The 13,799-nt window shown below is 38.8% G+C and carries 11 protein-coding genes and 2 pseudogenes; 9 read left to right on the top strand and 4 right to left on the bottom strand.

All coding sequences use genetic code 11. The features are described 5' to 3' along the window. Positions 1–106: 106 nt before the first annotated feature. Positions 107–620, bottom strand: a pseudogene (locus IE222_RS26295) (transposase); the annotation flags it as partial. A gap of 366 nt (positions 621–986) precedes the next feature. Beyond that, positions 987–1,817, bottom strand: coding sequence for a late competence protein ComER (gene comER, locus IE222_RS03035; RefSeq protein WP_191269565.1), 831 nt, complete (start codon positions 1,815–1,817; stop codon positions 987–989). Positions 1,818–1,905: 88 nt separating this feature from the next. Here comER and IE222_RS03030 point away from each other — a divergent pair, with 88 nt between their 5' ends. The 3 genes and pseudogenes from IE222_RS03030 to IE222_RS03020 all read left to right on the top strand — a co-directional run bounded on the left by IE222_RS03030 (position 1,906) and on the right by IE222_RS03020 (position 5,488). Continuing rightward, the gene (locus IE222_RS03030) at positions 1,906–2,553 is read left to right on the top strand and encodes a helix-hairpin-helix domain-containing protein (RefSeq protein ID WP_191269563.1); all 648 of its coding nucleotides are present in this window, start codon (positions 1,906–1,908) and stop codon (positions 2,551–2,553) included. Positions 2,554–2,625: 72 nt separating this feature from the next. Beyond that, positions 2,626–3,072: pseudogene (locus IE222_RS03025) on the top strand (ComE operon protein 2); the annotation flags it as partial. A 91-nt stretch (positions 3,073–3,163) separates the two neighbouring features. Then, positions 3,164–5,488 carry a DNA internalization-related competence protein ComEC/Rec2 gene (locus IE222_RS03020; RefSeq protein WP_191269559.1) on the top strand — a complete coding sequence of 775 codons (2,325 nt, stop codon included), beginning with the start codon at positions 3,164–3,166 and terminating at the stop codon, positions 5,486–5,488. Positions 5,489–5,550: 62 nt separating this feature from the next. Here IE222_RS03020 and IE222_RS03015 read toward each other — a convergent pair whose 3' ends face one another. Continuing rightward, positions 5,551–5,685 carry a YqzM family protein gene (locus IE222_RS03015; RefSeq protein ID WP_191269557.1) on the bottom strand — a complete coding sequence of 45 codons (135 nt, stop codon included), beginning with the start codon at positions 5,683–5,685 and terminating at the stop codon, positions 5,551–5,553. Positions 5,686–6,027: 342 nt separating this feature from the next. Here IE222_RS03015 and holA point away from each other — a divergent pair, with 342 nt between their 5' ends. Further along, on the top strand, positions 6,028–7,044 hold the full coding sequence (holA, locus tag IE222_RS03010; RefSeq protein WP_191269555.1) for a DNA polymerase III subunit delta: 1,017 nt from the start codon (positions 6,028–6,030) through the stop codon (positions 7,042–7,044). 275 nt (positions 7,045–7,319) lie between these two features. Here the strand turns inward: holA and rpsT are convergent, their stop codons facing one another. Next, a complete protein-coding gene (gene rpsT, locus IE222_RS03005; RefSeq protein WP_191269553.1) occupies positions 7,320–7,580 on the bottom strand; it encodes a 30S ribosomal protein S20 in 261 nt (86 codons plus the stop codon). 203 nt (positions 7,581–7,783) lie between these two features. Between rpsT and gpr the strand changes: the two genes are divergently transcribed. The 5 genes from gpr (at position 7,784) to hemW (ending at position 13,747) form a co-directional block, all read left to right on the top strand. After that, positions 7,784–8,902: a GPR endopeptidase gene (gene gpr / locus IE222_RS03000; RefSeq protein WP_191269551.1), complete on the top strand. Its 1,119-nt coding sequence runs from the start codon at positions 7,784–7,786 to the stop codon at positions 8,900–8,902. 102 nt (positions 8,903–9,004) lie between these two features. Next, positions 9,005–10,204: a stage II sporulation protein P gene (gene spoIIP / locus IE222_RS02995; RefSeq protein WP_191269549.1), complete on the top strand. Its 1,200-nt coding sequence runs from the start codon at positions 9,005–9,007 to the stop codon at positions 10,202–10,204. Positions 10,205–10,221: 17 nt separating this feature from the next. Further along, positions 10,222–10,548, top strand: a complete 327-nt coding sequence (locus IE222_RS02990; protein ID WP_191269547.1) for a DUF3679 domain-containing protein — start codon at positions 10,222–10,224, stop codon at positions 10,546–10,548. A 117-nt stretch (positions 10,549–10,665) separates the two neighbouring features. Further along, positions 10,666–12,501, top strand: coding sequence for a translation elongation factor 4 (gene lepA, locus IE222_RS02985; protein ID WP_191269545.1), 1,836 nt, complete (start codon positions 10,666–10,668; stop codon positions 12,499–12,501). Positions 12,502–12,604: 103 nt separating this feature from the next. After that, entirely contained in the window at positions 12,605–13,747 is a 1,143-nt protein-coding gene (gene hemW / locus IE222_RS02980; RefSeq protein WP_191269543.1) for a radical SAM family heme chaperone HemW, read from the top strand. Positions 13,748–13,799: the final 52 nt, after the last annotated feature.

Below are 13,799 nucleotides of genomic sequence, written 5' to 3'. Positions count from 1 at the left end.
CTAACAGGCCTGTTGATTTCCGCTCCAATCAACAGGAAGGCAATCAACATAAAGAATTGCAACACACTTTTTCTAATCTTGCCAAGTGTGTTGCAAATTTTTTTTTATATTCACGAGTCTTCACCTCCACCTCTTCCTTCGTAAATTTATGTTTATTTGCATTAGCCTTTAAATGTGTAGAATCAATAAATAAAACACGACAACCGACCATTTTATGATTCATTGCCGGAAGAACAATTTCATTAGAAATCTCCTGAAAAATATTAGTTCCTTTAAAAACGATGTTGGCGATTCCAACTAATTGTAGAGTGATGTGGAACTGGTTCATGAAATTTTAGACCCAAGAACCAACGATAGGTGATGTTCATTTTTATCTCTCTTTTTAATTGTCGTGCGGAATGAATTCCGTAAATATAGCCAATAAACATCATTTTAAAAAGAATAAGAGGATCAGAAGGGCGGCCATTACCATCACTATAATAAGGACGAACTTTTTCTAGAAGAAATGAAAAATCTATATATTTCTCAATCAAGCGAAGAAGGTGGTCGTCTGGAACTAATTCATCAATAGACACAAATTTATATTCACTTTGGCTAACTCTTTTGGCTTGTACATTGATTTCACCACTTATTATTATTATTATTATTATTATTATTTATTAGTTGAGCGGAAGGTCTTTATTAAATAACACACTGTTGATTGGAGCGGAAGGCGGCGAAGACTCCTGCGGGAGTACGGGGCAGGGGAGACCCCGCAGGCGCTTTAGCGCCGAGGCGGCTCCCCGAACCGCCCGCGGAAAGCGAAGCCGCCTGGAGCGGAAATCAACAGACCTATTGAACAGCTTATTCATTTTAACGCGGTTAATTAATAAAGAATCTGTATAAAATAAAAGGCTATCGAAAGTTTTTCGACAGCCTGAGCCATCTTTTAAAAAAAGATGGCTTTTTAAGATTTTTTTTGCAGGAAATTAGCAGAATAAGTCGAATTATAGATTTGAGTTAGAGAATTGCATTTCAACTTTTTCAAGGTCTTCTTTAAATTTCTCATGGGTTGCTTGGAATAAATGTTCAAATACTTCCCCAAGCTCGTTCTCCAGTACTTTTATTCCTTCACCGGTAATGCCGCCTTTTACACAAACTTTTTCCTGTAGTGATGGAAGGGTATAATGCCCTTGTCTTAATAATTCACCAAGACCGACAGTCATTTCACTAGCTAATGCGGTTGCGGTTTTTGTATCAATATCGGTTTCTTGAACAGCGGCTAAAATAAAGCGCTGCAGTAAATAGCTGAAAAAGGCAGGTCCGCAGCTGACAATATCTGATGCAACCCTGGTTATTTTTTCATCAATTAACAGCGGTGTAGAAATGTTTGACATCATTTGTTCAATTTTTAATTTCCATTCCATGTGGCAATTTTCACCATAAGTAATCAAAGAAATACCAGTTAATGCCCGATTGGTTATACTTGGAATTACCCTGGCAACTGAACAGGTTACTTTAGATTCAATTTGATTTGTACTAATAGGACTTGTGATAGAAATGAGACATTTTTCCTCGGTTAAATAGGGATTAATCTGATCAATGATTTTAAAAACATCTAATGGTTTTACACATACAAAAATTAAATCAGATTCACTTGCTACCTCAATGGCATTTGCTCCAACCTTTAGTTCCTTATATTTATCTTTCAGCACCATTGCTTTTCCTATTGTTCTATTTGTAATCATCATAGAAGAAGGGGATATCGCCTTTCCATCGAGTAAAGCTTCCACCAGGATTCTCCCCATATTACCGGTACCGATGATACCTATATTCATGATTCCCACCCTCCTTCACGTGGCAAGTTTCTTTTATATCCATATGATTCCCTTTTGTAAAATATACCTTTAGAAAGGATGGTTTCAAATGAAGGAATGGTTGATTGAACACAAGCTTTATGTTATTGCGGCAATATTATTGATGCTTGGCGGGATTTTTTATTTTTATGAAAACAGTGCAGCGCCTCGGCAGTCGTTCCAAGCTGCCACAGTAGAAAATAAACTTCAAGCTGCTGTGGGGGCACAGGAAAAGGAAAAGGGAGGGGGAGAGTTAAAGCCTTCAGAAACAATTATGGTTGATGTAAAAGGTCAGGTAAAGCTGCCTGGAGTGTATCAGGCAAGTTCTAGCGAACGGGTTATTGATGTCATCGGCCGGGCAGGCGGGCTGACCGAAAAGGCTGACCAAACACAAGTGAATTTTGCGGAACATGTACAGGATGAAATGGTCATTTACATACCAGCAAAAGGAGAGGACGGGCTTGCTGTACCAGGACCAGCAGGAAGCGGCGGAATGAATGCAGGAAGCTCAGGTAATCAGCAAGGGAGGATTAATCTGAATAAAGCAGATGCCGTCGAACTGCAGAACCTTCCTGGCATTGGCCCGGCGAAGGCAGCGGCTATTATTGAATTTCGAGAAACAAGCGGCGGTTTTAAGACGGTGGAAGATTTAAAGAATATTAGCGGGATTGGCGATAAAACGTTTGAAAAATTAAAGGATTTAGTCGATATCCACTGATTGTTTCCATTGACCATTTAGGACAAAGGACATTAAACTAGAAATGAAAATACTTATGAGAGTGGGAAAATCATGAATCGTATATCCTGGGATCAATATTTTATGGCTCAAAGCCATTTGCTTGCACTAAGGAGTACATGTACCCGGCTGACGGTTGGGGCGACAGTTGTTAGAGATAAACGTATAATTGCCGGAGGCTACAATGGTTCAATTGCAGGCGGGGATCATTGTATCGATAAAGGCTGTTATGTGATTGATAATCATTGTGTAAGGACAATACATGCTGAAATGAATGCGTTATTGCAGTGCGCCAAATTTGGTGTACCTACCGAAAATGCTGAAATTTATGTCACTCATTTTCCATGTCTGCAATGCTGTAAGGCGCTAATTCAGGCCGGTATTAAAACAGTTTATTATGCTGAGGATTATAAAAATCACCCCCATGCAATCGAACTGTTTGAACAGGCAGATGTTAAAGTTGAGAAGGTTGAACTCACTGAGCAGGTCATTGATTTTCGAAAGATAAATCAATAAATTTTTTATAAAGCCGGGGCAGCACCATCGCTTCCCCTTTTTGATTTATAACCAAAAACACTGGAGAAAAGAGAACATGAACGGAAAATATCTTTATTTTGCGCTCGCAGCCCTATTAGGGGTGTTAGCAGCGCTCCTTAAGTTTATCCCTTTCCTGCTATTGTCGATACTTTATTATTACGTACTGTATAAATACAAACGCTTTACAAAAATTCAAATTGTAATTTCCATTTTTATCTCAATGATTTATTTGGTACTTGGATATATGGCTGTGTTACAGAATAAAACCACCTTGCTACCATCAACACCCACATTTACCCTCGAATATACCCAGCTTCCAAAAATCGATGGCGACCTTTTCCAAATTGAAGCACTTGAAACTACCTATAATGAAAAGCTATTAATCCGTTACCAAATAAAATCGGAACTTGAAAAGGAAAATTTGAAACAGCAGAATTTCTTTCAACTTGTATGCTTGGTGTCAGGTACCATGTCGGAACCAAAGCTTGCTAAAAATCCAAATGGTTTTGATTACCGGGAATATTTAGCGACGAGAAAAATATTTTGGATTGTTGAAATTCAAGGGAATCCGCTTCAAGGTTGTACTCCGATGAAATCTTCTTTATTACTGAAATTGAAACAGCTTCGGTTTTCCGGCATCCGCTATTTAGAAAATCATTTTCCAGTAGAAATTGCTTCACTTTCAGCGGCCGTAATCTTTGGTGACAGAAGCATGCTTGATCCTAATTTACTTGCTGATTACCAAAGGACAGGTATAGTCCATTTGCTCGCTATTTCAGGTTTACATGTTTCATTACTTGTTGGAATGTTTTTTTATCTTGGTATTCGTTGTGGAATGACTAGAGAGTTTATGACGAATTTTCTGCTTTTGTTATTACCTTTCTATGTAATTCTAACCGGGGCGTCTCCATCGGTCATTAGAGCTGCCATAATGATTTTTCTAGTGCTGCTGATGATAAAATGGAAAGCATACTTAAAGCTAATGCCGATCGATGCGATTAGTTTGGCGTTTCTGCTGTATTTGTTTGTTAGTCCAATGGTGATATTTGACGTAGGTTTCCAGCTTTCTTTTACAGTAAGTGCTGCCATCATCCTAACTGCAGTGCATATCCTCCCACGATACCAAAGATATGGAATGAAAATGTTGGTTACATCTGTTACGGCACAATTAGCAGCACTGCCATGTTTACTGTTCCATTACTTTGAATTATCACTCATCGGGATACTTGCCAACATGTTATATATACCGCTATTTTCATTTATCTATCTTCCGGGCCTTTATTTATTGTTTATGATCCAAATCTTTTTGGGAACAACACCGATTTTCATACTTCAATTTTTTTTAAAAACGATCAGCCTATCGAACAATGTAATTGCATTCCTTGCAGATTTTTCTTTTTTCTCATTCATTCCGGGGAAGCCGAATGTAATGCAGTTAATGATTTATATTGGGTTAATCATCAGTATTTTTTATCTTTGGGAAATTAAAAATTCGAAAAAGAAGAAGCACATCGTTATGGCAATAATTATCTTGTTTGCCTTTCAGCCTGTCTGGAATAACTTAAGTCCTTACGGTGAAGTAACAATGCTTGATGTTGGGCAGGGAGACAGTATTTTCATTCACCTCCCGTTTAGCCGGGGCAACTATCTTATTGATACTGGAGGAAGTATCGTATTTCAGGAGGAAGCTTGGCGGAAGAGGGCTAAACCATATGAGGTGGGAAACGACGTTGTTGTGCCCTACTTAAAAGGAAAAGGTATTACGAAAATTGATAAATTAATTTTGACTCATGGCGATATGGATCATATTGGAGGGGCACTATCGGTCATTAATGAAATACGTGTAAAGGAAATTTTACTTCCATCAGTTGTAGATTCTTCGGAAACAGAGCAGGAGATCCTGCGGGCATCTAAAAGGAAGAGAATTTCCGTTATAAGGGTATCTGCGGGAGATAAATGGAGCTCAGGGGAAAGTGAATTTTACATTCTAGGACCTGAAAAACATTTTTCTGGTGAGCGGAATAGGGGATCATTAACAATTTTTGCCGATATCGGTGGACTGAGCTGGTTTTTTGGTGGAGATCTGGATCAAAAAGGTGAAGAAAACATCATAAAAACCTATCCTAATTTAACTGTGGACGTCTTGAAAGCAGGGCATCATGGCAGTAAAACATCCAGTGCTGAAGGCTTTATTATGCAAATCAAGCCAAAAATTGCGTTAATCTCGGCAGGGGAAAATAATCGTTTTGGCCACCCGCATAAGGAAGTGCTGGAGCGGTTAGAACAACGGCATACAAAAATCTTAAGAACAGATGCAAATGGAGCTATTACCTATCGTTTTTTTCGTGGCACAGGAACCTTTTCAACCTATTTACCATAGTATAAAACAAAGAAAAAAGAGACCAAGTAACAGTCTCTTTTGTAACACTATGTAGCCAATCATTAAGAACCGATTAGCTTAATGACTGTTGCAATAATAAACATGGTGGCAAAAAAACCAAAAGATACGCCAAATCCAACCCCAGAATCAATAGCATCATTACGTGTACTTTGCGGATTCTTTTCAAATTCGTTCACAGTCTACCCCTCCTATTTCACATTATAGTATAAGCGATTTAGTTTAAAAAATCCAGCCTGCCTTTAACCCATTTTCCTATACTGACAAGAGTTGTCATAATAGCTTGACACTGATCCGGCTACAATAAGATTACTTAGTTTTAACTTCCGCCTGACAATGGCAGTACCTAGGGCTGCTACCCCAGGCGTTCATTATAGATCGGGAATTGGCACCTCAAGAGAAGATGTCAATTCCCTTTTAAATGTGATCTTTGATGTGACATTTTCTCATTTATATGACTTGTCAAATTGTCCGTGCTTCATTACGATAGTATAGAGTGAAGTGAAGGGGAGCGCTGGATAATGGTAATAGAAGCTTGGCGGAAAATAAAACAAAATACTATAGCTCCTGTCTATTTATTATATGGAACGGAAGCCTTCTTAATCAATGAAACGAAAAACCTGATTTTAAATCAGATTTTAACGGAAGAGGAAAAGGATTTTAATTTTGCGGTCTACGACCTGGAAGAAACACCAATTGAAGCTGCTGTAGAAGATGCAGAAACCTTTCCTTTTTTCGGAGAAAGAAAAGTAATTTTCCTACATAATCCGGCATTCTTAACAGCCGAAAAATCAAAAGATAAAGTTAATCATAATCTTTCGCAGTTTGAAGCCTACTTACAGGAGCCAGCACCATATACGGTAATGGTGATCTCGGCCTCATATGAAAAATTAGATGAACGTAAAAAAATTACAAAAGAGCTGAAGCGAAAAGCAGAAGTTGTCGAAGCCAAGAAATTAAATGAACATGAACTAAAAACTTGGATTAAAAACCAAGTAAAGACCAAAGGGTTCGAGATTGATGATGATGCCGTGGAACGTTTGTTAACTCTTGTAGGAACGAATATGTTTATGATAACAAGTGAATTGGAAAAGATCTCCTTATATGCAGCAGAGGAAAAAAGAATAAACCGTTCACTCGTGGAAAAATTAGTGGCTAAATCGCTAGAGCAGAATATTTTTACGCTTATTGAAAAGGTAGTTCAGCGTAGACTTGATGAAGCATTAAGGATTTATTACGATTTATTAAAGCAAAATGAAGAACCAATTAAAATTCTTGCACTTTTAGCAGGACAATTTCGTTTAATTTATCAAGTTAAGGAATTGGCTCGCAGAGGATATGGGCAGCAGCAAATTGCTGGTTTTCTTAAAACCCATCCATTTCGGGTAAAACTGGCGCTTGGACAAGCTTCTGGATTTACTGATGAGGAATTAGTACATTTAATCGGTCTTCTCGCAAATGCTGATTATCAGATGAAAACGGGCGGCATGAATAAATCTCTGTTAATTGAAATGCTGCTGTTCCGCTTAAAAAAATAGGCTGTGTTAAAGGTCATTGTTGATTTTTTAACTCGGTTAAATTGGAGTGGAAGGGGCGCAGACTCCTCGAAAATGCTGGCGCATTTCCTTCGTGCGTGGGCGGTTCGGTCCTGCTGGAGTACGGGCAGGGGAGACCCCACAGGCGCCTAAGCGCCGGGGAGGGTCGCTGGTACGCCAGCGGAAAGTGATGCGCCTGTAGTGGAAATCAACAGCCAAGTTTAACACAGCCAAAAAATAAAAAAACGATTCCTTATAAAGGAATCGTTTTTTTATTATTACATAGCATTAATTTTTTTCATTAGACGAGCTTTCTTACGAGCAGCAGCGTTTTTGTGGATTAAACCTTTAGCAGCAGCCTTGTCTAATTTGCTTGCAGCAGCAACAAGTGCTTCTTTCGCAACAGCAGCATCGTTTACAGTAACTGCAGCTTCTACTTTTTTAACAGCAGTACGCATTGCAGATTTCGCCATTGTATTTTGAGCATTACGAGCTTCGCTAGTTTTTACACGCTTAATAGCAGATTTAATATTAGGCATTACATTCACCTCCTGTAAAGAATCGAGACTATATGAACTCGACTTAAACATTCATAAACTTATTGGCAACAAGAGATATTTTATCAAACGGGAACCCATATTGCAATACAGAATTCATCGGCTTTCCAAGATAAACTTGCATGTTTTTATTAAAACAGGGGAAAAATAGGAAATAGTTTCTAACTAATGGGAGTGATTCGTGAATGAAAGAGTCAATTGACTTAAGTAAATATTCGGTAAGGACAGATTTGGCGATTGAAGCAAGGGAAATGGTGATTGCCCAAAATTCTGTCGACCAAGAGGAAAACCTCTCTCATATTGAAGGTGTCATTATTAAAGAAAAAGATGTGGACAATATAAAAATTTCTTTAGTGGAGGTAACGAAACAGGGTGAGGAAGCACTGGGGAAAAAAGCGGGAAGGTATCTTACGCTCGAAGTGCAAGGGATTCGGGAACAAAATACAGATGTGCAGCAAAAGACAGGTGAAGTTTTTGCCCGGGAATTTGCTCATTTCTTAGAGAGTATTGGGATTAAGAAAACTGACTCCTGCCTGGTGGTCGGACTTGGCAACTGGAATGTAACTCCAGATGCTCTTGGACCAATGGTTTGTGAAAATTTGCTTGTTACCCGCCATTTATTTCAGCTTCAGCCGGAAAATGTTGAAGAGGGTTACCGTCCCGTTAGTGCATTATCTCCGGGAGTAATGGGGCTTACGGGGATCGAAACAAGCGATATTATTTTTGGGGTGGTAGAAAAAACGAAGCCTGATTTTGTGATTGCCATCGATGCTTTGGCGTCAAGGTCGATTGAACGGGTAAATTCCACTATCCAAATTTCTGATACGGGGATTCATCCGGGTTCGGGAGTAGGAAATAAGCGTAAGGAACTTAGTAAAGACACGCTGGGGGTGCCTGTTATTGCCATCGGTGTACCAACGGTCGTAGATGCGGTTTCGATTACGAGTGATACGATTGATTTTATTCTTAAGCATTTTGGGAAAGAAATGAAAGAAAACGATCGTCCATCAAGAGCACTTGCCCCGGCAGGAATGAGCTTTGGAGAACGCCGCAAGCTCACGGATGAAGATTTGCCAGATGAGCAGCATCGAAAAACATTCCTTGGAATCATTGGGACATTAGAAGAGGATGAAAAAAGAAAGCTAATTTATGAAGTATTATCACCGCTTGGTCATAATCTGATGGTTACGCCAAAGGAAGTGGATGTTTTTATTGAAGACATGGCTAACTTACTTGCCAATGGCTTAAATGCCTCCCTGCATAGCACGGTAAATCAGGGCAATGCCGGTTATTACACACGATAAGATGTAAAGTTTAATATCCTCGCAAAACAAAAAATAAAACTGGTTCTATCAATTCTAGTAATGTCATAGGATTTACTAGAATCTGTTTTGCGAGGTGGAACCATGAAAAGAGCTTCAGGAACATTTGTAATCGTTCAAGGGACAAGCTTACTAAAATCTGCAGCGTTGTTACTTCTATTTATGCTATTGATTTTCTCTATTAGTGGGTTATTAACCTCGTTAAAGCCACAATATAGACTAACATCAACCTCTGTAAATCAAGCAGCAACTAATGTAAATAGCCAACTATTATATCAATTAATGGGCTGGGAAAATCACCATTTCCTAACAGTAAAGCCTGATGCAGAGTATCCAAAATTGACAAATTTAGTATTTAAGCTCGCAAGTAATATTAATTTGGATGACCCGCGCAGTCTGCTGGGTCGTGAATTGCCCGGGTTTTTCCAATTTGACGGACAAATACTCGTTGCTGGTGAAGGGACCAATTATACAAATATGCCAATGGAATCGGCACCACCGATCGAGATCATGAAAGCGGAGCAAGAGGCTGCACTGCAGAACTTAGAGGATTTAGAAAAATCTTCTGAAGGAAAATCTCATACTGCTCCGGGACAAACAACGGGAAAGCGAAAGGTTGTTTATCTTTATTTCACGCATAATCGCGAATCTTATTTACCATATTTAAAAGGTGTTACGAACCCTGATTTGGCACAACATTCGAAAATAAACGTGACCAATATTATTGGCGACCCATTAAAAGCCAGTCTTGAAGATCGGGGAATTGGAACATATGTTGATAAAACTGATGTTCAGGGGAACCTGAATAAGAAGAACTGGAAATATACGCAATCCTATCAAGAATCGCGGATTATTGTTCAAGAAGCTATGGCTTCAAATCAAAACTTACAGTATTTTATTGATATTCACCGTGACTCGCAGCGCAGAGGGAAAACAACAGTAACAATTAACAATAAATCCTACGCAAAGCTGGCCTTTGTTATAGGTGGAAAAAACCCTAATTACGAAAAAAATGAAAAATTCGCCAGGGAGCTTCATAAACGGTTACAGGAAAAGTATAAGGGATTGAGCCGAGGGATTTTTGTAAAGCCAGCAGGTACAGGAAACGCGATCTATAACCAAAACTTATCTGAAAATGCCATTTTAATTGAATTTGGCGGTGTAGATAACACATTCGAAGAGTTAAACCGTTCGGCAGATGCTCTTGCAGAAGTTTTTAGTGATTACTACTGGCAGGCAGAAAAAGTTAATAAGGATATAGAGCAGTCAACCAATAAACAATAGAAATAAGGGATAGATATATGAAGATGTTCATGCTGAAAAGTTTTATCGTAGCCGCATTAATGTTTATCTCTGTGTTAACCGGGATGGAGATTGCAAATAACGGTATTCATAAAATGAAAGGTTACGATGACCCGAACTTTCAAAATGCGGTTTCCATCAATGAACACGATAAAGATTTCAATGCGACCTTTTTAGGAAAAGAACTATCAAGCCATGACCTCGAATCCAAAAAGAAGAAGCTTGAAGAGATGAACGCCTTTAATTTTTTTTCTTCTATGGGCAAAAAAGTGTCAGACGGTTTGACGAATGGTTCGGAAAAACTAATTCGTAAAATTACGGAATAGACCCTTCGGGCGGCACCAAAAAATGGTGCCGCTATTCAAATTTAATTGAATGTTGAAAGTCTGGCTGATATAATCAAAAATAGTTTACGTGTGGCGTGTATAGTAGGAGTGAACGACATGAACAGAGAAGATAGACTTAAAAGACAATCTAAAATCAGAAATTTCTCGATTATTGCCCATATTGATCATGGAAAATCAACATTGGCGGATCGAATTTTGGAAAAAACTAATGCCTTAACTTCCCGTGAAATGAAAGAGCAGCTGCTAGATTCGATGGATCTGGAAAGAGAACGCGGTATTACAATTAAGTTAAATGCCGTCCAGTTAAGCTACAAAGCTAAGGATGGGGAAGAATATACTTTTCATTTAATTGATACACCAGGTCACGTCGATTTTACGTATGAGGTTTCCCGCAGTCTTGCTGCCTGTGAAGGAGCTATTTTAGTCGTAGACGCAGCGCAGGGTATCGAAGCTCAAACGCTCGCCAATGTTTATTTGGCGCTTGATAATGATCTGGAAATTTTACCGGTCATTAATAAGATCGATTTGCCAAGTGCCGACCCTGAAAGAGTTCGTGCTGAAATTGAAGATGTAATAGGTTTAGATGCTTCTGAGGCTGTATTAGCTTCCGCTAAAGCCGGTATTGGAATTGAAGAGATCCTCGAGCAGGTAGTGCATACCGTTCCAGCTCCTGAAGGAGATCCGGATGCACCACTTAAAGCGTTAATTTTCGATTCATTATATGACGCCTATCGCGGCGTAATCGTCTACATTCGTGTTGTCGATGGAACGGTTAAGGTCGGCGATAAAATAAAAATGATGGCGACTGGGGCAGAATTTGAAGTGACTGAAGTTGGTGTTCATAATCCAAAAGCAGTGCCTCGTGATGAATTAACAGTCGGTGATGTTGGTTATTTGGCAGCAGCGATTAAACATGTTGGTGACACAAGGGTTGGGGATACGATTACAAACGCCAAAAAAGGTGCCACTGAGCCGCTTCCAGGTTATCGAAAATTAAACCCAATGGTTTATTGCGGGCTGTATCCAATTGATACTGCCAAATTTAACGATCTCCGTGAAGCACTAGAGAAGCTTCAGCTAAACGACTCTGCTCTTCAATTTGAACCAGAAACATCTCAAGCATTAGGATTTGGTTTTCGCTGTGGATTTTTAGGACTGCTTCATATGGAGATTATTCAAGAGCGGATTGAACGAGAATTTAAAATTGATTTAATTACCACCGCACCGAGTGTTATCTATCATGTACACATGACAGATGGTACTGAACTAAAAGTAGATAATCCTTCGAATATGCCGGATCCGCAAAAAATCGACCGCGTCGAGGAGCCGTATGTAAAAGCTACGATGATGTCGCCAAATGATTACGTGGGAGCGATTATGGAGCTCTGTCAGCAAAAGCGTGGTATTTTTGTGGATATGCAGTATCTAGATGAAAATAGAGTCAGCATTATTTATGAAATACCCTTAGCTGAAATTGTCTATGATTTCTTTGACCAATTAAAGTCAAATACTAGAGGATACGCTTCATTTGACTATGAGTTGATTGGTTATAAGCCATCCAAACTGGTTAAAATGGATATATTGTTAAATGCAGAAAAAGTAGATGCTTTAAGCTTTATTGTTCATAAGGATTTTGCTTATGAACGTGGAAAAGTAATTGTTGAAAAGCTTAAAGAGTTAATTCCAAGGCAACAATTCGAGGTTCCAGTACAGGCAGCCATCGGCACGAAAATCGTTGCGCGCTCATCCATTAAAGCCATGCGCAAAAACGTATTGGCGAAATGCTACGGCGGTGACATTTCCCGTAAACGAAAGCTTCTTGAAAAACAAAAAGAAGGTAAAAAACGGATGAAGCAGGTAGGTTCAGTCGAGGTACCGCAAGAAGCGTTTATGGCCGTCTTAAAAATGGACGATAACAATCAAAAGAAATAAACTTAAGGGAGGTTGGACGAGCCATGATGGTGAATCTGGCCTCTTTTTAATTAAAATGAATCCAAGCAAGTAATGTGTTTCTGCTTGGGGGAAGGTGAAACGAATGATTAAAGCAGCCTATCTTCATATCCCGTTTTGTGAACATATTTGCTATTATTGCGATTTTAATAAAGTGTATTTGCAAGGTCAGCCAGTCGACGACTATATACAGGCTATTGAGCAGGAAATGAAATTGACTTTACGAGAATTTCCATCAGATAAGCTGGAAACGATATTTGTCGGAGGAGGTACACCGACATCACTAAATGAACAGCAGCTTGACCGTTTTTGTGAAGGTATCAATAAGAATCTACCAAAAGCAGCAGATGTTGAATTTACATTTGAAGCAAATCCAGGGGACTTATCTAAGGAAAAATTACAAATATTAAAAGATGCCGGGGTAAATAGAATAAGCCTCGGTGTACAAACCTTTAACGATCATCTGCTGACCAAAATCGGCCGCGCTCATCGGGCAAAGGATGTTTATCAAACAGTTGATAATATTAAATCAATTGGATTTGATAATATTAGTATTGACTTAATCTATAGTTTGCCGACACAAACGCTGAAGGACTTTGAAGAATCATTAAACGAAGCATTCTCTCTAGACCTGCCGCATTATTCTGCTTATTCCTTAATTATTGAGCCAAAGACAGTCTTTTATAATTTACTAAGAAAAGGTAAGCTCCCAACACCTGGGGAAGATATTGAGGCACGAATGTATGAGGTTTTAATGGAGAAAATGGAAAGTCGTGGGCTGCATCAGTACGAAATCAGTAATTTCTCCAAATATGGCTATGAAAGCAGGCATAATTTAGTGTACTGGAATAATGAGTCATATTATGGTTTTGGTGCCGGTGCTCATAGTTATGTAAATGGAATTAGGCGCTCCAATATTGGACCGTTAAAAAAATATATTGATTGTATAAACAATGAAGAACTTCCAATTCGAGAAAATCATCAAGTTACACCTTCCGAACAAATGGAAGAAGAAATGTTTCTAGGGTTACGCAAGACTGCTGGAGTGTCTATATCCAAATTTAATGAAAAATTTAATCGTGACCCACTCGAGTTGTTTTCAAATGAAATAAACGAATTAGCATCAAAAAAATGGATAGAAGTGAACGATGATAATATATATTTAACAAAACAAGGGCGGCTCTTAGGAAATGAAGTTTTCCAAATGTTTTTAGGTGTGATTGATTGACACCATCCTCCCTTTTTTGATAATTTATTAGTATAATTAGCACTCAAGATTA

Source organism: Neobacillus kokaensis (assembly GCF_014656545.1).
In the GTDB taxonomy this organism is placed as follows: domain Bacteria; phylum Bacillota; class Bacilli; order Bacillales; family Cytobacillaceae; genus Neobacillus; species Neobacillus kokaensis.
Note: the sequence above shows the minus strand (reverse complement) of the source record. Positions and strands in the feature narration are given on the sequence as shown.

Bases quoted from the DNA above. Each gene is read 5' to 3' on its own strand.
- comER (WP_191269565.1), bottom strand. From the start codon at position 1,817: ATGAATATAGGTATCATCGGTACCGGTAATATGGGGAGAATCCTGGTG.
- IE222_RS03030 (WP_191269563.1), top strand. From the start codon at position 1,906: ATGAAGGAATGGTTGATTGAACACAAGCTTTATGTTATTGCGGCAATA.
- IE222_RS03020 (WP_191269559.1), top strand. From the start codon at position 3,164: ATGAACGGAAAATATCTTTATTTTGCGCTCGCAGCCCTATTAGGGGTG.
- holA (WP_191269555.1), top strand. From the start codon at position 6,028: ATGGTAATAGAAGCTTGGCGGAAAATAAAACAAAATACTATAGCTCCT.
- rpsT (WP_191269553.1), bottom strand. From the start codon at position 7,580: ATGCCTAATATTAAATCTGCTATTAAGCGTGTAAAAACTAGCGAAGCT.
- gpr (WP_191269551.1), top strand. From the start codon at position 7,784: ATGAAAGAGTCAATTGACTTAAGTAAATATTCGGTAAGGACAGATTTG.
- spoIIP (WP_191269549.1), top strand. From the start codon at position 9,005: ATGAAAAGAGCTTCAGGAACATTTGTAATCGTTCAAGGGACAAGCTTA.
- IE222_RS02990 (WP_191269547.1), top strand. From the start codon at position 10,222: ATGAAGATGTTCATGCTGAAAAGTTTTATCGTAGCCGCATTAATGTTT.
- lepA (WP_191269545.1), top strand. From the start codon at position 10,666: ATGAACAGAGAAGATAGACTTAAAAGACAATCTAAAATCAGAAATTTC.
- hemW (WP_191269543.1), top strand. From the start codon at position 12,605: ATGATTAAAGCAGCCTATCTTCATATCCCGTTTTGTGAACATATTTGC.